The organism is Nocardiopsis sp. iso_40 (assembly GCF_056173285.1).
In genome coordinates this window covers 4418156-4436876 of record NZ_CM149666.1, presented here as the reverse complement: position 1 = coordinate 4436876, position 18721 = coordinate 4418156, and the positions used below count along the sequence as shown (strand labels likewise).

The 18721-nt window shown below is 73.1% G+C and carries 14 protein-coding genes; 9 read left to right on the top strand and 5 right to left on the bottom strand.

The annotated features are described in order from the left end of the window. Positions 1 to 28: 28 nt before the first annotated feature. The 3 genes from AC0VYD_RS19285 to AC0VYD_RS19275 all read right to left on the bottom strand — a co-directional run bounded on the left by AC0VYD_RS19285 (position 29) and on the right by AC0VYD_RS19275 (position 3368). Positions 29 to 673, bottom strand: a complete 645-nt coding sequence (locus tag AC0VYD_RS19285) for a dihydrofolate reductase family protein (protein ID WP_475476871.1) — start codon at positions 671 to 673, stop codon at positions 29 to 31. Between the two features lie 84 nt (positions 674 to 757). Beyond that, complete coding sequence (locus AC0VYD_RS19280; RefSeq protein WP_475476870.1) at positions 758 to 2071, bottom strand: SGNH/GDSL hydrolase family protein; 1314 nt, start codon at positions 2069 to 2071, stop codon at positions 758 to 760. A 70-nt stretch (positions 2072 to 2141) separates the two neighbouring features. Then, positions 2142 to 3368, bottom strand: a complete 1227-nt coding sequence (locus tag AC0VYD_RS19275; protein ID WP_475476869.1) for an 8-amino-7-oxononanoate synthase — start codon at positions 3366 to 3368, stop codon at positions 2142 to 2144. Between the two features lie 245 nt (positions 3369 to 3613). On the opposite strand from AC0VYD_RS19275, the gene AC0VYD_RS19270 reads away from it, so the two are divergent. The 4 genes from AC0VYD_RS19270 to AC0VYD_RS19255 all read left to right on the top strand — a co-directional run bounded on the left by AC0VYD_RS19270 (position 3614) and on the right by AC0VYD_RS19255 (position 7893). Then, positions 3614 to 4960 carry an adenosylmethionine--8-amino-7-oxononanoate transaminase gene (locus AC0VYD_RS19270; RefSeq protein WP_475476868.1) on the top strand — a complete coding sequence of 449 codons (1347 nt, stop codon included), beginning with the start codon at positions 3614 to 3616 and terminating at the stop codon, positions 4958 to 4960. After that, a complete protein-coding gene (gene bioD, locus AC0VYD_RS19265) occupies positions 4957 to 5676 on the top strand; it encodes a dethiobiotin synthase (protein ID WP_475476867.1) in 720 nt (239 codons plus the stop codon). Before AC0VYD_RS19270 ends, bioD begins: the two co-directional genes overlap by 4 nt. A 136-nt stretch (positions 5677 to 5812) precedes the next feature. Continuing rightward, the gene (fabI, locus tag AC0VYD_RS19260) at positions 5813 to 6616 is read left to right on the top strand and encodes an enoyl-ACP reductase FabI (protein WP_475476866.1); all 804 of its coding nucleotides are present in this window, start codon (positions 5813 to 5815) and stop codon (positions 6614 to 6616) included. 80 nt (positions 6617 to 6696) lie between these two features. Beyond that, positions 6697 to 7893, top strand: coding sequence for a hypothetical protein (locus AC0VYD_RS19255; RefSeq protein WP_475476865.1), 1197 nt, complete (start codon positions 6697 to 6699; stop codon positions 7891 to 7893). A 52-nt stretch (positions 7894 to 7945) separates the two neighbouring features. On the opposite strand, the gene AC0VYD_RS19250 is transcribed toward AC0VYD_RS19255, so the two are convergent. After that, positions 7946 to 8434, bottom strand: a complete 489-nt coding sequence (locus tag AC0VYD_RS19250; protein WP_475476864.1) for a DUF3291 domain-containing protein — start codon at positions 8432 to 8434, stop codon at positions 7946 to 7948. Positions 8435 to 8554: 120 nt separating this feature from the next. Here AC0VYD_RS19250 and AC0VYD_RS19245 point away from each other — a divergent pair, with 120 nt between their 5' ends. Further along, positions 8555 to 10030, top strand: a complete 1476-nt coding sequence (locus AC0VYD_RS19245) for an aminotransferase-like domain-containing protein (RefSeq protein ID WP_475476863.1) — start codon at positions 8555 to 8557, stop codon at positions 10028 to 10030. 184 nt (positions 10031 to 10214) lie between these two features. On the opposite strand, the gene AC0VYD_RS19240 is transcribed toward AC0VYD_RS19245, so the two are convergent. Continuing rightward, the gene (locus tag AC0VYD_RS19240; protein WP_475476862.1) at positions 10215 to 10829 is read right to left on the bottom strand and encodes a superoxide dismutase; all 615 of its coding nucleotides are present in this window, start codon (positions 10827 to 10829) and stop codon (positions 10215 to 10217) included. Between the two features lie 541 nt (positions 10830 to 11370). Between AC0VYD_RS19240 and AC0VYD_RS19235 the strand changes: the two genes are divergently transcribed. From AC0VYD_RS19235 to AC0VYD_RS19220, 4 genes are all read left to right on the top strand, one after another. Beyond that, a complete protein-coding gene (locus AC0VYD_RS19235; RefSeq protein ID WP_475476861.1) occupies positions 11371 to 13443 on the top strand; it encodes an acyltransferase family protein in 2073 nt (690 codons plus the stop codon). Between the two features lie 266 nt (positions 13444 to 13709). Next, the gene (locus AC0VYD_RS19230) at positions 13710 to 14744 is read left to right on the top strand and encodes a class I SAM-dependent methyltransferase (RefSeq protein ID WP_475476860.1); all 1035 of its coding nucleotides are present in this window, start codon (positions 13710 to 13712) and stop codon (positions 14742 to 14744) included. A 65-nt stretch (positions 14745 to 14809) separates the two neighbouring features. Then, complete coding sequence (locus AC0VYD_RS19225) at positions 14810 to 16852, top strand: glycosyl transferase family 2 (protein WP_475476859.1); 2043 nt, start codon at positions 14810 to 14812, stop codon at positions 16850 to 16852. After that, on the top strand, positions 16849 to 18507 hold the full coding sequence (locus AC0VYD_RS19220; RefSeq protein WP_475476858.1) for a glycosyltransferase family 2 protein: 1659 nt from the start codon (positions 16849 to 16851) through the stop codon (positions 18505 to 18507). Before AC0VYD_RS19225 ends, AC0VYD_RS19220 begins: the two co-directional genes overlap by 4 nt. Positions 18508 to 18721 lie beyond the last annotated feature (214 nt).

The following is an 18721-nucleotide window of genomic DNA, read 5'->3' as shown; positions in this document are numbered from 1 at the left end:
CGGGCGGGCCCCGTGCCGATCCCGCGTGTCACCTCCGCCAGAAGAGGTGGTGCGCCACACCGCTCGGGCTGGGCACGACCTCCAGGTGGAAGCGGTCGAGCAGTTCGTCGGGTGACTCCCAGAGCCGCAGACCGGATCCGAGCTTCACCGGTGAGACCGCCACGTGCAGGGTGTCGACGAGGTCGGCGTCGAGGAACTGCCGGATGGTGGTGACCCCGCCGCCGAGCCGGACGTCCTTGCCTCGCGCCGCATCCCGTGCCTGCTCGAGGACGGCGGCCGGGTCGCCGCCGACGAAGTGGAACGTGGTGTCGGAGAGCGTGAACGACGGGCGCTTGTGGTGGGTCATGACGAAGACCGGGGTGTGGAACGGGGGCTCGTCACCCCACCAGCCGAGCCACTCGTGGTCCTTCCAGGGGCCGCGCTGGGGGCCGAACTTGTTGCGGCCCATGATCTCGGCACCGACGTTGTGTGTGAAGTCCCGTGTGAAGTAGTCGTCGAGGCCCCGGCTGCCTCCCGGGTCGGTGCGGCCCGGCCAGCTCGCCGTGGCCCCCGCCCAGGAGAACAACCCACCCGGATCGACGTGGCCGAACGGCCTTTCGCGGCTCTGCTCCTCGCCGGCGCCGATCCCGTCGCTGGAGACGGTGAAGTTCTGGACCCTCAGCATCTGAGTCACGTGTTCCTCCTGTGCACTGGGCGATGGCATGTAGGTATGACTCGCCGGGGCCGGAGAACTCATCGCCGCGGCGGGGCGTGTGTCCTAGGAGTCGGCTTCGGCGGTGCCTTCGGCAGCGCCCTCGGTGGCTTCGGCGGCCTCCTCGGGTTCGCCGTTGGCGGGGTCCAGCGGGCCGCCGAGTTCGCTGCTGAGCACCTCGGAGCTGACGCCCTCCAGGGTTTCCCGGGACGTGTACAGCACCCGCTCGGGGCCCTCCTCGATCTGGAGCCGCACGCGTTCGGCCACGGAGCGCTGCCCCTCGGCGGTCGGGTGGAAGCTCGCCCGGTCCACACGCAGCCCCTCGCCCAGCTGGCCGAGGACGATCCCGTTCAGCCAGGCTTCCTCCTCGCTGACCTCGTAGCCGGTGAGCGCGGTGAAGACGTTGACGAACTCCACGCTGCCGACCTGGCGGGAACCGTACACGTCGCCGTCCACCCGGTAGACGGTGTCCCTGATCCGGTCGTTGAACCGCTCGGCGACCGAGTTCAACCACAGCTGGTCGCTCACCGAGAGCGTGTAGTACATCCCGGGCGGCTCCTCGGGGAACAGCCGCGGGTAGCCGAGAACGAGCACGCGGGCGTCCGGGGCACGGTCGCGGATCTCCGTGAGCACCTCGGTGAGGGTCTCGTCGAAGGACTCCATCTTCTCGGTGATCTCGTCCTCCTGGTCCGTGCAGCCGGTCCGCTCCAGGAGCGGCATCCGCACGATGCAGGTACGCAGGACGGGGATGAACCCGAGGTCGTTGCCGCCGATGCCGACGGTCACCAGGGAGGTGTGTTCGGTGACGCGCTCGATCTGGGACTCGGGGGTCCCGATCTGGCTGAGCATGTCCGAACCCTTGTGGCTGCTGCAGGCGTAGAAGCCCAGGTGGCCCTCGAAGGAGAACTCGCGCTCGATGACCTTGGGGTAGGCGTGCTCCGAACGCCAGCACTCACCCGGCTCCGCGGTGCCCTCCTCGTACTCCCCGGCACCGTCACCCGAGGAGTAGGAGTCGCCCAGGGCCACGTAGTTACCCCACAGGGCGGCCTCCTCCGGCTCCATCCGGACCCGCCAGTCCTCTTCCTCGTCCTCGGTGATCGGGGGCAGCGGCTCGCCGGGGCACACCCCGCCGGTGACGTCGCACCACAGGTCGACCAGACCGTTGCGGGTGGCGGGCACGGCCAGGACGGCCACCATGGTCAGGACGAGGAGCGAGGCGACGGCCAGGGTGATCCTGGCCCGACGGCGCCGCCTGGGGGAACCCTTGCCCGTCGCCTCGGCTCCGCCCTCGGGGGCGTCCGGGGTCTCCTCGGGCTCGTGGGGCTCCTGAGGTTGCTGGGAGTCCTGGGGTTCCTGGGGGTCACCATCACGCGCTGACACGGTCTCCTACCGCCTCCCGGGTCTGCGGGCGTGCGGGCGCGTGTACACACGCCCAGATCCATCCGCCAGACTACCCGGGGCGGTTTGTCGTGATGACGTCGAGAACACGGCGGATATCGGTGTTGTCCAGGGTGGCGCTGGCGGTCAGGCGCAGCCTGGAACGGCCGTCCGGGACCGACGGCGGACGGAAACAGCCCACCCGGACCCCGTCCGCCAGACAGGCCGCACGCCAGTCCACCGCAGCCTCCGGCGAGGGGGCCGGTACCGACACCACCGCGGCGTCCGGGGCGCTGGCCGACAACCCCCGGGCACGGAGCCCCTCGGACAGTTCGCGGGCGCGGGAACGCACCGCCTCGGCCCGCTCCGGTTCGGCGCGCAGGACACGCAGCGCCGCCAGCGCCGCCCCCGCGGCCGCCGGAGCCAACCCGGTGTCGAACACGAACGTGCGCGCCGTCTCCACCAGGTGCCGGATCACCCGGCGGGAGCCCAGGACCGCACCGCCCTGGGCGCCCAACGACTTGGACAGGGTCACCGACACCACCACGTCGTCGGCCCCGCCCAGCTCCGCACCCGCGGCACCGCGCCCGCCCGGGCCCACCACCCCGAGCCCGTGGGCGTCGTCCAACAGCAGTGCCGCCCGGTGGGTGCGCGCGACCTCCGCCAGCGAGGGGAGGTCGGTGAGGTCGCCGTCGACCGAGAACACGGTGTCGCTGAGCAGCAGGCGCCGACCGGCGCCCCCGGACAGCAGCTCGGCCGCCCGGTCGGCGTCGCCGTGCGGGAACACCGCGACCCGGGCGCCGGCCGCCTTGGCCAGCCGGGTGGCGTCGATGAGGGAGGCGTGGTTGTACTGGTCGCACACCACCAGGGGAGGTTCCGCCTCGCCGGCGGCCGGGGCGCCCAGCGCGGTCACCATCGCCAGATTGGCGGTGTACCCCGAGGAGAACACCAGGGCGGCCTCCGCGCCGTGGAAGGCGGCCAGCTCGCGCTCCAGCTCACCGTGCAGTTCCGTGTCGCCGGTGACCAGCCGCGAACCTCCGGCGCCCGCGCCCCAGGTGTGGGCGGCCTCGGCGGCGGCCGCCACCACCCGGGGATCGCGCATGAGCCCCAGGTAGTCGTTGCCCGCCAGGTCCAGCAGCCCCTCGGAGGGCGGCCTGGGGACGGTGCGGCGGGTCAGACCGGCCCGGGACCGGCGTTCGGCGGCCCCGTCCAACCACGCCAGGGGGTGGTCGGCCGGTAGCGGCCCCGTCCGTGCCGCGCGCAGCGGCCAGGGGCGGGGGGCGGTGTCGAGGTGTTCCATGCGGGTGAGAGCTCCTCGGGGCTCGACGGTGCGGGTCCAGTCCTGCGGGGAGGTCCCTGGCGGGTCGACCCAGCGGCGGCCAAGCCCGCTGGGGCGACCCGTCCCTTGAGTGCCAGGGAGGCGTATACGACTCTGCCGTTCGGCAGGCCCCCAGTCACCAGTGGAAGCCCACAAAGAATCGGCGGGGATTCCTGGCTCACTCGTACGGGGCGCCAGTCCCCGCGCGCGGGGAACAATGGGGCACCATGTCCCGAATCAGCACAGCGACGGCCAGCCCCGACCGTGTCCGGGCCGCCGACAGCGCGCACCTGTGGCACCCCTACACGACCGTTCCCGCAGCCGAGACCCCCTACGTGGTCACCGGCGCGGAGGGAGTCCACCTGACCCTGTGGGCGGACGGCGAACACCACCGGGTGGTCGACGGGATGGCCTCGTGGTGGTCCGCGATCCACGGCTACCGCCACCCCGAACTCGACGCCGCCGTGCACGCCCAGGTGGACCGGTTCAGCCACGTGATGTTCGGCGGGCTGACCCACGCCCCCGCCGCCGAGCTGGCCCGGGCCCTGGTCGGGATAACCCCCGACGGGCTGGAGCACGTCTTCCTCGCCGACTCCGGCTCGGTGTCGGTGGAGGTGGCCATGAAGATGTGCCTCCAGTACCACCGGTCCACCGGCAACGCCGAACGCCGCCGGTTCCTCACCTGGCGGGGCGGCTACCACGGCGACACCTTCCACGCCATGAGCGTGTGCGACCCCGACGGCGGCATGCACTCGCTGTGGGGGGACGTCCTGCCCGGCCAGGTGTACGCGCCCGCACCGCCCGCCGGGTTCGGTACCGGGCCCGACCCCGACTACCTGGCGGAGTTCGAGGCTCTGGCCCGGGAACACGCCGCAGAGCTGGCCGCGATCATCGTCGAGCCCGTCGTCCAGGGCGCGGGCGGGATGCGCTTCCACCACCCCGGCTACCTCGGGGAGCTGCGCAGGATCGCGGACACGTACGGGCTGCTGCTGGTCTTCGACGAGATCGCCACCGGGTTCGGCCGGACCGGGGAGATGTTCGCCGCCGACCACGCCGGGGTCGTTCCCGACGTCCTGTGCGTGGGCAAGGCGCTGACCGGCGGGTACATGACGCTGGCCGCCACCCTGTGCACCTCCCGGGTGGCACGGGGGATCGCCGGGGGAGAGGTCCCGGTGCTCGCGCACGGGCCCACGTTCATGGGCAACCCGCTGGCCTGCGCGACAGCCCTGGCGTCGGTGGAGCTGCTCGCCGGGGGCGACTGGCGGGGCGACGTGGCCCGGATCGAGTCGGGGCTGCGCCGGGGCCTGGCCCCCGCGGAGCGCCTGCCGGGCGTGCGGGAGGTGCGCGTGCTCGGCGCGATCGGGGTGATCGAGCTGGACCGGCCGGTGCGTATGCGCGAGGCCACCCGGGCGGCGGTGGCGGCCGGGGTGTGGCTGCGGCCGTTCCGCGAGCACGTGTACGCGATGCCGCCCTACGTGTGCTCCGAGCAGCAGGTCGCGACCATCGCGGAGGGGATGGTCGCCGCGGCCGCTGCCACGTTGGCGGCCGACGAGGACGCGGAGGGGCAGCAGTGACCCGTGTGCTCGTGGTGACCGGAACCGGCACCGAGGTGGGCAAGACCGTGGCCACGGCCGCCGTCGCCGCGCTGGCCGCGGCCCGGGGACGGCGGGTGGCGGTGCTCAAGGCCGCCCAGACCGGGGTGGGGCCGGGGGAGGAGGGCGACGCGCAGACCGTGGCGCGCCTGGTCCCCGGGGTGACCACCGCCGAGACCGCCCGCTACCCCGAGCCCCTCGCCCCGGCCCGGGCCGCCGCCCGGGTCGGCCTGGACGGACCCGAAGCGCGGCAGGTCGCGGACCTCGCGCGCGACCTGGCCGGCGAACACGACCTGGTGCTGGTGGAGGGGGCCGGCGGGCTGCTGGTCCGGTTGAACGCGGCGGGGCAGACCCTGGCCGACGCGGCCGTCCTGTTGGCCGCCCCGGTGCTGGTGGTGGCCGACCCCCGACTGGGCACCCTCAACGCCACCGCCCTGACCGCCGAGGCGCTGCGTTCGCGCGGCCTCGCCCCCGCCGGGGTCCTGGTCGGATCCTGGCCTCAGGCCCCGCAGCGGCCGGACCTGGCGATGCGCTGCAACCTCACCGACCTGCCCGGCACGGGCGCGGGGCCGCTCGTGGGGGTCCTGCCCGAGGGTATGGGCGCCCTGGCCCCGGAGGAGTTCACCGCCGCGGCGCGCCGGGGGCTGGGAGCCGGGTTCGGCGGGGCGTGGCCGGGTCCGGGCGGGGAGGCGGTCTGAACGCCCACGGCCCGCCCACTGGCGGACCCCTTCAAAGCCCGGGCCCGATTCTTTGTGCCGTTCCACGGCAGACGCGCCCCACCGCGCGCCGATACGTTGCCACTGCCAGCCACAACACCGCCTTCCAGGGGACCCCTTGAACCTGCTCATCACCGGCATCACCACGCAGTCCTCCATCGCCTACGCGATCGCGGAGGAAGCCATGCTCCAGGGGCACGAGGTGATCCTGACCAACCCGCCCGGCCGCGCCTTCTCCATCTGCGAGCGCATCGCCAAGCGGCTGCCCAAGGAGCCCGTGGCCGTCCTGCCCATGGACGTCACCGACCCCGAGCAGATCACCGCCACCGCCGAGGCGGTCGGCGAGCACTGGGACCACGTGGACGGCCTGCTGCACGCCATCGCCTACGCGCCCGAGTCCGCCCTGGGCGGCAACTTCCTCAACACCGACTGGGAGGACGTGGCCAAGGCGATCCACATCTCCGGCTACTCGCTGGCCGCCCTGTCCGTCGGTATGCGCGACCTGCTCGCCAAGGCCCCCGAGGGCGCCGGTGTGGTCTCGCTGACCTTCGACGCCAGCGTCGCCTGGCCGGTCTACGACTGGATGGGCTCGGCCAAGGCCGTCCTGGAGAACTCCGCCCGCTACCTCGCCCGTGACCTGGGCCCGCAGGGCATCCGGGTGAACACGATCTCGGCCGGCCCGATCAAGTCCCTCGCGGGCGGCTCCATCCCGGGCTTCTCGCAGATCGCCGACTCCTGGGCGGACAACTCGCCGCTGGGCTGGGACACCAAGGACACCACGGTCGTGGCGGGCCCCGCCCTGTTCCTGATGTCGCCCGCCGCCCGCGCCATCACGGGCACGGTCATGCACGTGGACGGCGGCTACCACGCCATGGGCGCCCCCCTCGCCCCCGCCGCTCCGGAGGACGCCTCCGGGGCCTGACCCCGGGGCCGAGGTGTCCTCCGGCCCTTCGCGGGTAGGCATTGGGCCCGGGGGTGCGCGGACACGGAGGTTCGGAAGCGTTGGGCACGGTCAGGATCACCCTGGACGACGGTCGTACGCTCAAGCTCTCCGAGACCCTGTGCGAGGCTCTGCGGCAGGCGGTGGACGACGGTTCCGGCGGGCTCCGGCTGTCGGCCGAGGTGCCCGATCCGGTGTACGTCGCACTCAAGAAACGCGGCCTGGCCAGCTGGCAGTGGCAGCACGGGGTACGCCTCACCCCGCTCGGCGACGAGGTGTGCCGCAGGCTCGGCGGGCCCCTCGAACCGGTCGGCGTCGAGGAGCCCGCCCCGGATCGTTCCGGGACGGAGGTGCCCGGGGCCACCGCGTACGGCGGACACCGCATCAGGGCTCTGGCGGCCAAACACCCCGGACCGCGTTCCGAGGACCCTCCGCCGACCCGGCGCACCAGGGCGAGGAGGCGCTTCGAGGCTTTCGGGAGCCGTAGAAGGGCCGTGCTCGGGGGGAGGCGGCCGGAGGCCGCAGACGCGCTGGAGGAGGCCGAGTTCGGCGAGGCGCCGCCGATGATCGGCGCCTCCGAGTCCCTTCGGCCCGTGGTGGACGCGGAGCTGCCCGCACGGGAGGCCCGCCGGTTGCGCCTGGCCCTGGAGCAGCGTGCGCTGCTGCTGCGCCGATCGCGCGGACGGGCCTCCCGTGCGCCGGGCGGTGCCCTGTCCGCCCGCCGCAGACGTGAGCGCGAGCTGGTCGGACGCCTCGCCGGCCCCCAACAGGTCATCGACCGCCACCCGGGGCGCTACGTCGAACCGGCGGACCTGGGGGACTCCGGCCGTTGGACCCTGGGCCGGACCCAGCGCGCCTCCGACGAGATCCTGCGTTCCCCGCTGGTCCGTGAGGCCCTGGTGGACCGCGACCTCAGCCGGGACCTCGTGGCCCGGACCGAGTGGGCGGTGGCCCGGGAACTCGGGGCCAGGGAGGGGGACGCCCCGGAGGCGCCCTGGTGGGACGTCGCCCTCGTCGACCCGCTGGAGGTCCGGATCCAGGTCCTGGAGGCCTACGCCCTCCGCCTCGCCGAGGTGGGACGGGAACGGGCCGGACGCCGCACCAGGCGCGAACTGCGCCCCCCGGAGTCGGACGAACTGGAGTTCCTGGTCCGCCGCGCCCGGTGGGTGGGGCGCCAGATCGACGCCCGTGCCCTGGACGCCGTCCTGGCCGCCCCGGGCGTGCACCCCGCAGGGGCAGAGCGGTCCCACCCTCCCTGAACGCGCTGGTCAGGGCCCGGCCGTGTGGGACGGACCGTGCGGTACCGGGGCCTCAGGCGGGGGCGGGGACCGGGGAGCCCAGGGTGAAGGCCCGCGGGCCGGGGCCGCGTGTCCGCAGCTGTTCGGCGCGCTCCTCGGCCTCCGCCGCGGTGATCCCGGTCCCCGCCGTGGACCACCACAGGGCCCGTTCCACGGTGGGGAAACCGCCGGCCGCCGCACGGTAGGCGAGGACCTCCCGATGGGTCTCCTCCACGAAGGAGCGCAGGTCAGCGGGGGAGCGCCACAGGCTCACCACGCGCACACGGTCCCCCTGGTCGAAGAAGTGGACTTCTCCCAGGTATCCCAAATGGTCCTTGGCCTGTTCCCGTAGCGCACCGACGAGGGCTTGAAGATGGTGGCGCTCACCGGTGACCGTGCGGGTCTCCACCAGGACCGTCCAGTGCGCGGGGAGGGTCGGCTCCGCCACGGAGCAACGGATCCTGGCCGCCTTCGTGCGTGTGCTGAGGTGATCGGCGGCGGGCTGGGGAAGCAGGGAACGCATCGGAACTCCCGGTTCAAGTGGACCTTGTTAAAGAGTCCACTTTGGCTCTGGTGGTCTCTGTTGGTCTGATGCCAGTATCGGGAGTCAGGCGGAGTGCGAATAGAGCCAATGGAGCCGAAAATGGACCTTGTTCGACGTACCGACGAGCTCGTGGACCTTCTCGGGAACTGGTCCGCCGGGACCGGCGCCCTCTACCGGAGGTTGGCCGCGTCCCTGCGCGGCCTGGTCGAACAGGGCTCCCTCGTCCCGGGGGAGCGGCTGCCCTCCGAGCGGAACCTGGCCGTCGCACTGCGGATCAGCCGCACCACCGTCGTCTCCGCCTACGACCACCTGCGTGGCGAGGACGTCCTGGAGAGCCGCCAGGGCAGCGGCACCCGGGTGTGCAGCACCAGGGCACCGGTGCGCGCCGACGGGTGGGCCGCCGCCGGCAACGGCAACCCCATGTACAGCAACCTCCTGCGCGCCGACGAGAACGTCATCCCCGTGTCGTGCCTGCGCACCCCCGCTCTCGCCGGGGTCGAGCAGGCCATCCGCGAGGTCGTGGCCGAGGACCTGCCCGCCCTCATGGCCGAGGGCACCTACTACCCGCGCGGGCTGCCCGCCCTGCGTGAGGCGATCTCACGCCATTACGAACGCCAGGGCCTGCCCACCCACCCCGACCAGATCGTGGTCACCACCGGCGCCCACCAGGCCGTCGCCCTGGTCGCCCAGCTCTACCTGCGCAAGGGTTCCCCCGTGGTGTCGGAGGACCCGAGCTTCGCCGGATGCCTGGACCTCATGCGCGACCGGGGCGCCCAGATCCACCCGGTCCCCATGGACGCCCAGGGGATCGACGCCAACGGGGTGCGCCGGGCCTTCGCCGGGCACGCGCCCCACCTGCTCTACGTGATGCCCTCGTACCACAACCCGACCGGCACCCTGATGTCCGTGGCCCGCCGCCGGGAGCTGGGGGAGCTCTCGGCCCGGCACGGGGTTCCGATCCTTGAGGACAGCGCCTACACCGGGATCCGGGCCGCCGACGAGCCCGCCCCGCTGGCCGCCTACGCCCCGCGCGGAGCCGAGGTCGTCAGCGTCGACTCGCTGTCCAAGGTGGGGTGGGCGGGGCTCCGCGTCGGCTGGTTGCGCGCCCCCGCCGAGATGGCGCTCCGGCTCAGCCGCCGCAAGGTCCTCGCCGACCTGGCCAGCCCCCTGCTGGACCAGGCGGTCGCCGTGCGCCTGCTCGACCGCTACGGCCAGCTCGCCCACCAGCGTTCGGAGGAGCTCCGCGAGGCGCTGGCGCACATGGGCTCCCTGCTCCGCCGTGACCTGCCCGACTGGCGGTGGGAGGCCCCCGACGGCGGCGCCGCCCTGTGGGTGCACCTGCCCGGGGTCAACGCCCGGGCCTTCGCCCAGGTCGCGCTCTGCCACGACGTGGAACTGGTGCCCGGTCCCGTGATGTCCGCCTCGGAGGGCGGTCTCCACGACGAGTACTTCCGGCTGCCGTTCGCCTACGACCGCGAGACGCGTGAGGAGCTGGTGTGGCGGCTGGCCCGTGCCTGGCGCGAACTCGACCGGTACGGCCCGGTGGAGAGCCACCCGGACGCGCTGGTGGTCTGAACAGCCGTGATCCTGCCACCGGGAGCGGATCCGGCGCCGAGACCGCTTGTGGCGGGACCACCGCTGCGGGGACGGAGACAAGAGGAGGGCGGCACCACGCGCGTGGTGCCGCCCTCCGCTGTTTCCGGCCCGCCGGAGCGGTCGGGACCCGGGGGTTCCGACCGACCCGGGAGAACCGGAGGGGTTAGCCGAGCTGGACCTTGCGGGCCTCGGCGAAGCGCTCCTGGACGTCGGCCCAGTTGACCACGTTCCAGAACGCCTTGACGTACTCGCCCTTGACGTTCTTGTACTGGAGGTAGAAGGCGTGCTCCCACATGTCCAGCATGAGCAGCGGCTGCGTGCCGATGGCGATGTTGGCCTGCTGGTCGTACAGCTGCTCGATGATCAGACGCTGACCCAGGGCGTCCCAGGCCAGGATCGCCCAGCCGGAACCCTGGAGGCTGGTCGCCGCGGCGTTGAAGTGCGCGCGGAAGGCGTCGAAGGAGCCGAACTGGTCGTCGATGGCGGCGCCCAGCTCGCCCTCGGGCTTGTCGCCACCGTCCGGGGAGAGGTTCTTCCAGAAGACGGAGTGGTTGACGTGGCCGCCCAGGTGGAACGCGAGGTTCTTCTGGAGCATGGGCACGGTGCCGAAGTCGTCGGCCTCGCGGGCCTCCGCCAGCTTCTCCAGCGCACTGTTGGCACCGGCGACGTAGGCGGCGTGGTGCTTGTCGTGGTGCAGCTCCATGATCTGACCGGAGATCCACGGCTCCAGGGCCGCGTAGTCGTAGGGCAGTTCAGGAAGCGAATATGGCGCAGACATCTCTGACGCACCTTTCCAATGACGCGATTCGTCGGGCTTACCAGCGATGGGATCGCTCTAGGCAGCAAGCTATCAGCCAAGCGGGCGCGGACCCGATGTCAGGCTCTTTACATCCCGGTCCGGGAATAAACGGTCCGCGGCCCGTCGGCGGGGGCCGGTCCTGCGGCGCGAGCCGAACACCCTGCGGCGCTCACCGCCGCGGTCGTGCTCCATCCCCGTGGCGCCCCGACCCCTCCCGTCCCTTCCCGCCCGTCGGGTCGCCCAATCGTCCCGCTTCGTACTGAACCTCCCGGGCGGTGCCGCGTCCGAGGAGTTTCCGGCCGGCGGTCCTAGGGTGTGCTCGCCGAACACGCCCCGGTTCGGCCGGACCGGACGCCAACGTTCCAGGGGCGCCGGGAGGCGTTTCTCGGGTGTTGGTCCGCCATTTACTGCCCGGGCATCGAGGTCAGCGATAATGCAGCGCCGAATTCGAGTTGCGGAACCCGTCCAAAATCCTCGTTCGGTGAAAAGTCTCCCTAGTTCTCCGAGGCCGTCGCCGCTCATGTACATCTCATCCTTCCGGCCTCCCAGCACCGAGGCCCCCAGCACCCCCTCCGTTCCCGACACCGTGCGCGCGAAGGCCGTCGGAGGGGGTTTCCGGCCCGAGATCGAGGGGTTGCGCGCCGTCGCCGTCCTCCTCGTGGCCGTCTACCACATCTGGTTCGGCCGGGTCTCCGGCGGCGTCGACGTCTTCCTGATGCTCACCGGGTTCCTCATCACCGGTTCGCTGGTCCGCGGTGTCGAACGCGAGAGCCGTGTCCGTTTCTTCGCGTTCTGGACCCGGTTGGCCCGGCGCCTGGTACCCCCCGTCGCCGTGGTCCTGGCCGCGACGATGGCCGCCACGTACCTGTGGCTGCCCCGCCCGCGCTGGTCGGACGTCCTCGACGAGGTGCGTGCCGCCGCGCTCTACCACGAGAACTGGGTCCTGGCCCGCAACGCGGTGGACTACCTGGCCCGGGAGGCCGCGGCAAGCCCGGTGCAGCACTTCTGGTCCCTGTCCGTGCAGGGGCAGTTCTACCTGCTGTGGCCGGTGCTGGTCGCGCTGGCGGCGTTCGTGGCCTCCCGGGCCCGGATACCCCCGCGCATGGCGGTCCTGGCCGCGGCCACGGCCGTGTTCGTCCTGTCCCTGGGCTACTCGGTGTCCGTCACCGCCCGGGACCAGGCATGGGCCTACTTCGACACCGGTGCCCGCCTGTGGGAGCTGGCCCTGGGCGCGATCCTGGCCCTGGTCATCCACCGCGTACACCTGCCCGTGCGGTCGCGGGTCCTCCTGGGCTGGCTCGGCCTGGCGTCCCTGGTCTCCTGCGGGTTGCTCGTCCCGGTCTCCACGCTCTTCCCCGGGTACATCGCCCTGTGGCCGACCCTCGCCGCGACGCTGGTGGTCCTGGCCGGGACCACGGGCAGCCGCCACGGCGCGGACCGGCTGCTCACCTGGAAGCCCCTGACCGCTCTCGGCAAGCTCTCCTACCCCCTGTACCTGTGGCACTGGCCGGTCCTGGTCTGCTACCTGGAGACCACCGGCCGGTCCCTGGCGACCCCGCTGGGCGGCCTGGGGGTCCTGACGCTCTCCCTGTCCCTGGCCTGGCTGACCCACCGCCTGGTCGAGGGCGGGCTGGACCGCTTCACCCGCCCCGCCCGACGCCGCGGCCCCGGATGGTCGCTGGGCATCGCGGCCGCGCTGATCACCCCGGTCCTGGCCGCGTCGCTGGTGTGGACCGGAGGCATCGAGCGGGAGCGGACCGAAAGCTCCCAGGCGGTCGTCGTACCCCAGCGCTACCCGGGAGCCCGGGTGGCCGCCGACCCCGACATCCTCCCGCTCCTGGCCGACGTCCCGGTGCGGCCGGACCCGGCCTACGCGCGGGAGGACCTGTCCAACCACCACGAGCAGGGCTGCCACGTCCCCCTCACCACCGCCGAACTGGTCGTCTGCGACACCGGGCCGGACGGGGCCGAACACACGCTCGTCCTCGTCGGCGCCTCACGCATGGCCCACTGGTATCCGGCCGTGGAGGCGGCGGCCGGGGCCCGGGGGTGGCGCCTGGTCTCCTTCACCAAGAGCGGCTGCCTGTTCAGCACCGAAACCTCCTACCGGGACGGTGCGGTCGACGAGGCGTGCGAGTCCTGGAAGGCCGAGGCGATGGCCGAGATCGAGGAGTTGCGCCCCGACGCGGTCCTGACCTCCTCCACCCGGGCCACCCTGAGCAAGGAGACCGTCCACGACGGATACCTGGAGGTCTGGCGACGGCTCGACGGACTGGGCATCGAAGTGGTCGGCCTGCGCGACCTGCCCCGGCTGCCCTACCAGGGAGCCGAGTGCGTGGAGTCGGGCCCGGACGACCAGTGCACCTCTCCGGCCTCGGCCAGCCAGCAGGACGTGGACCCCGCGACCCTGGCCGACCTGCCGCCCAACGTCACCCTCATGGACCTCACCGCGCACGTGTGCCCCGGCGGCTCCTGCGACGCGGTGGTCGGCAACGTCCTGGTGTTCTGGGACCACTCGCACATCACCGCCACCTACGCCGAAACCATCGCCCCGGCGATGGAGGAGGCCCTGATCGAGGCCACCGGTTGGTGAACCGTCCCGGTCGGTGATCCGGTCCGCCAGGTGACCGGGGCGGGCGGGGAATTCACCGGAAACGGGGGAAGCGGCCACCGTGAATGACGCTTCGGTGATGCGTCGGTGAACGCCGGGGGAATTGATGCCCACGCGGGTTTTGATTTCCCCGGTGAAAGGCCCGGTGCCTGCTTTGAGGAGTTAGTGTCGAAAGCGCCCGGGGTTTTCACAAAACGCCCGGGGCTCCCCCCGAATCCACTGCCACGTCACCCCCGTGGAGGTCCCCCGTGCGCACACTCCGCCGTAGAGCCCGGCCGCTTCTGGCGATCGGCGCCGTTCTCGGCCTCGCCCTGCTCGCCGTCCCCACGGTCTTGGGCGCGCTGGCCGTGCTGAGCTGGGCGGAGGCCGTGATCGTCACCGCCCTGCTCCTGCTCGGCGGGCTGGTGTGCGCTCTCGGCGCGGGGCTGTGGCTGCTCAACCGTTCCGTGCGCGCCCTGGCGACCAGCGTCAGCGGGCACACCCGCCGTGTCACCGAGGTGCTCGGCCAGGACCGCCTGGAGATCAACCGCTCCCTCGGCGGTGTCCGCGACCGCCTCGGCAGCCTCCAGGACCACGCCCTGCCCAAGGCCAGCCGGGAGATCCGGCACGCCGTCACCGTGCAGGGCCGCCACGACTACGAACAGCAGGTCGCCTGGGCCGAACTGCGCGCACACCTGGACGTGGCCCCGTTCATGCCGCCCCTGCGCGGCTGGGCCGCCTCCCCGGACGTCCTGCGCCTGCTGGTCCGGCTGATCGACCGACACCGCCCCGAGCTGGTGGTGGAGTGCGGCAGCGGGGCCTCCAGCGTGTGGATCGGCTACGCGCTGCGCCGTGCCGGCAGCGGCAGGCTCGTCGCGATCGAGCACGAGGCCCGGTACGCCGAGATCAGCCGGGACCTGGTCGCCGCGCACGGCCTCGAAGACATCGTCGAGGTCCGGCACGCCCCGCTCACCGAGGTCAAGGCCGAACTCCTCGGCCCCGTCCCCGACAGCCCCGGAGACTCCGCGCCCCTGTGGTACGACCTCTCCCGCCTGAGCGGCCTGGACGGCATCGGCCTGCTGTTCGTCGACGGCCCGCCCCAGGCCACCGGGGAACAGGCCCGTCACCCGGCGGTCCCCGCCCTCCTGCCGTACTGCACCGCCGACGCCGTGGTCGTCCTCGACGACGCGGACCGACCGGACGAGCGCGCGCTCGGTGACCGCTGGGTCGCCGAACACTCCCTGTACCGCACCGAGGAGCCCGCCGAGAAGGGCGCCCACGTGTTCACCCGCCGGAACCACTGACCCCGATCCGCCCCGAACCCGTCCCGGCGGCCGCCCCAGCCGCCACCGACAGTGAAGGCCCACCGATGATCACCACCGTCCTTCGGCATGCCCTGCGCGCCCGCGGCGGCGAACCGGCGGTGCTCTGCCACACCGGCGCCGAAACCCGGGCCGACCTGGCCGGGCTGCCCACGGCCCCGGGAGACCTGATCCTGGACCTCGACGCCCAACCGCCGGGCCAGCCCGTGTTCGACGACGACCGGGTCGCCGGCCTGGTGGCGGTGGTCGCGGCCACCACCACCGACCTCAACCGGGTCCTCACCGCGGCCGTCCACCTGCCCCGGGCCGTGCACGTGGTGGCGGCCCTGGTCGCCACCCCGGGACACCAGGAGCCGCCGGTCCCGGTCGGCCCCGGGATGGGACAGTGGCGCGACCTCCAGGAACTGCGGGTCCGCCGGGTGGACCGCCGGGGCTGGGTGTGCGAGCTCTTCTTCCCCAACGCCATCGAGACCGCCCCGGTACTGGACGCGGTCCTGCACGGAACCCGGGGGCGCCGCCGCGGCCCCGCCCTGGCACCCCTGGCCGCCCTGAACGGAACCGAGGCGGCCCTGTGGCGCCCCGGAGACACGGGCGCCCACGGTGTGGCCGCCCAGGGGCCGGTCCCGCTGCGCCGGGTCACCCCGGTGGCCGACATCGCGCTCCGGCTGCACGACCACGGGGCTCCGCCCGCCTGGACCGACGAGGCGGTGCCCGCCCTGGACCGGACGAGCACCGGCACCGACTCCTGGGACGGCCTCACCGGACCGGACGGCTACACCCGCGCGACGGGCACCGCCGACACCGTCCGCGCGGCGCACACGGGCACCGACCCCGTCCAACGGATCGCGCCGGTCGACGAGACCACCGTCAACCCGACCGGTTTCGCCAAGGCCGAGAACGGCCCCCTCGGCGAGCTCACCCTGCACGGCGACCGCGCCGTCATCAGGGAGGGGAGGAAGGACCTGGTGACGGTGGCCCCGGACGGGACCGTCACCGACGTCGACCTCGCCCACCTGCGCCACCTCCGCGGGGTCCGGGTCGACTGGACCGGGCACAGCGGCCCCCGAGCCGCGGTGCGGGCCGTGGCCTCGCTGGCCGCCGGCGGGGTGCCCCTGGTCAGTGACCCCGTCCCCGCCTGGGCCGCGGGTCTGGGGCGACCACTCACCGAACTCCTGGCCAACGCCGCCGAGTCCGACCTGTCCGACCGGCTCGCCCGCGAGGAACACAGCGTCCGGCTGCGCCGAGCCGCCCTGCGCACCCACGGCCTGCGCTCCCGCTGGCGCTCCCTGGCGGCCGAGGCGGGCGTGCCCGTCCCGGCCGGACCCCGGATCTCGGTCATCCTGTGCACCCGCCGCCCCGAGATGGTCGGGTTCGCCCTCGCCCAGATCGCCCGCCAGCGCGGCGTCGACCTGGAGACCGTCCTCACCCTGCACGGCTTCCCCGCCTCGCTGCCCCGGGTGCGGGCCGCCATCGACGCCTACCGGGCCACCGGTCTGCCCATCACCGTGCACGAGGCGCCCGCAGACCGGATCTTCGGGTCGGTGCTCAACGACTCCGTCGCCCGCGCCTGCGGAGACCTGATCGCCAAGTGGGACGACGACGACTGGTACGGCCCGGAACACCTCAGCGACCTCGTCCTGGCCCGGACCTACTCCGGAGCCGAACTGGTCGGCACCGGCCAGGACTTCGTCTTCCTCCAGGAGGTGGACCTGACCGTGTGGCGCAGTCGCGAGTCGGAGACCACCACCCGCTTCATCGCCGGGGGCACGATCCTCACCGACCGCGTGGTCCTGGAGGAGACCGGAGGGTTCCGGCCGCTGCCGCGGGCGATCGACACCCAGCTGCTCATCGCCGTCGCCCGCGGCGGCGGCCGCGTCCACCGCACCCACGGACTGGGCTACGTGCTGCGCCGCACCGGCGGCGGACACACCTGGTCCGAGGACATGGCCTACTTCCTGCACAACTACGCCCGACAGTGGTCCGGCTGGCGTCCCAGCTCCCTCCTGGAGGGCGAACCCGCCCCGTTGGGGAGCGGAACCGCCCATGAACAGCCGGTCGGCGCCACCCAGCACACGGGGGGACACCCTTGACCAGTACCGAAGAACACACCGTCCCCGCCTCCGGGCGGACCCTCACCCCGGGGGACCCGCTGCCCTCCGGCGAGGTGGACTTCGGCGCCCAGCCCAGGCTGCGCCGCAACGACTACGCGCCGCTGGCTCCGCCGCCGCTGGGGGAGTGGACACCGACCCTGTCGGTGAGCGTGGTGATCCCGGCCCACGGCCACCAGGACAAGCTCGACCTGGTCCTGGCCTCCCTGGCCGGGCAGAGCTACCCCGCGCACCTGATGGAGGTGGTCGTGGTGGACGACGGTTCACCCGAACCGCTCACCCTGCCCCGGGTCCGCCCGGAGAACACCCGGATCCTGCCCTCCGCCCCCGGTGGCTGGGGGTCGGCGCACGCGGTCAACACCGGGGTGGCCGCCTCCTCCGGCCAGGTGGTGCTGCGCCTGGACGCCGACATGCTCGTCTACCGCGAGCACGTGGAGTCCCAGATGCGCTGGCACCACCTGGTGGACTACGGGGTCGCCCTGGGCCACAAGATGTTCGTGGACTTCGACCCGGACGCCATGACCCCCGAACACGTGCACGAGGAGGTCGCGGCGGGCCGCGCGGGCCAGCTCTTCGACCGGGAGGGCGCCGACCCGCACTGGGTGGAGCGCCTCATCAACCAGCACGACCGGCTGCGCACCGCCGGACGGCTCTCCTACAAGGTGTTCATCGGCGCCACCGGTTCCCTGCACCGCAGCCTCTTCGACGCCGCCGGGGGCCTGGACGCCGACCTGATCCTGGGCGGCGACACCGAGTTCGCCTACCGGGTCGCCCAGCAGGGCGCGGTGTTCGTCCCGGACCTGGACACCAGCAGCTGGCACCTGGGCCGGTCCCAGATGCAGACCCGTCGCGAAGCGGGGACCCGCTACCGCCTCCCCTACGTCTCCAACCGGGTGCCCGACTTCCACCTGCGCCGCAAACGCCCCGACCGCCAGTGGGAGGTCCCCCTGGCGGACGTCGTCCTGGACACCGGGGACCGCACCCTGGAGGAGGTCGACGCCACCGCCTCGGCCCTGCTGGCCGGTTCCACCCCGGACCTGCGCCTGTGGCTGCTGGGCCCCTGGTCCCGGCTGGACGGGGAGCGCCGGTCCCCACTCGACGAGGACCTCCTCGACTCGCGCCTGGTGCACGAGACCTTCCGCGGTGACCAGCGGGTACGGTTCGCCGAGGCCGAACCCGACCGCGACCCCCGGGTGCCCTTCCGGCTGACCGTCGCCGGGGGGACCGTCCCGGCCCCCGACGCCGTTCGCGACCTCGTCAAGGAGATCGACCGCGAGGGCGCGGGACTGCTGTGCGCGCCGCTGCCCGGCGCCACCCGGGGGGACGGTGTCCTGAGGCTGGAACGCACCGCCGCCTACGCCCGGGCACGCCATCTGGAGCCCGAGTCCACCGGCGCGGACCTGGACCGGGTGGTCGAGGAGACCCACGGGACCCACTGGATTCCGGGGGAGAGGTTCGTGACCGACCCGGAGGCCGAGTCCGCTCCCCCGGAGAAACCCGAGGTGCTCCAGAAGCGTCTGGACCGGGCCCTGGCCGAGGCCGACCGCCTCCGCGCACGGGCCCAGCGCGCCGAACGCAAACTGCGCTGGTTCACCCCCGGTCTGACCCGCAGGGTGCTGCGCCGACTGGCCCGCTGAGGAGGACGCCGTACCGGTTCGGGCGGGGCGCACTGGCGACCGCCCCCCCGTCGGACCCGGTCGGCGGCACGTCCCGTGCTGGCGTGTCGGGCGCGCAGGAGAACGCCCGCTCCCGACACGCCCAGCACAGGAAATCACCGAGTGTAATCGAGTTGGCTACGCTGGGCTCTGAGAGTGGCCCGCCCCCACGTGCGCCCGTCCCGCTCAGCCAACA

Coding starts and splice junctions, on each gene's coding strand:
- AC0VYD_RS19225 (WP_475476859.1), top strand. CDS start 14,810: ATGATCACCACCGTCCTTCGGCATGCCCTGCGCGCCCGCGGCGGCGAA.
- AC0VYD_RS19275 (WP_475476869.1), bottom strand. CDS start 3,368: ATGGAACACCTCGACACCGCCCCCCGCCCCTGGCCGCTGCGCGCGGCA.
- AC0VYD_RS19240 (WP_475476862.1), bottom strand. CDS start 10,829: ATGTCTGCGCCATATTCGCTTCCTGAACTGCCCTACGACTACGCGGCC.
- AC0VYD_RS19270 (WP_475476868.1), top strand. CDS start 3,614: ATGTCCCGAATCAGCACAGCGACGGCCAGCCCCGACCGTGTCCGGGCC.
- AC0VYD_RS19250 (WP_475476864.1), bottom strand. CDS start 8,434: ATGCGTTCCCTGCTTCCCCAGCCCGCCGCCGATCACCTCAGCACACGC.
- AC0VYD_RS19235 (WP_475476861.1), top strand. CDS start 11,371: ATGTACATCTCATCCTTCCGGCCTCCCAGCACCGAGGCCCCCAGCACC.
- AC0VYD_RS19245 (WP_475476863.1), top strand. CDS start 8,555: ATGGACCTTGTTCGACGTACCGACGAGCTCGTGGACCTTCTCGGGAAC.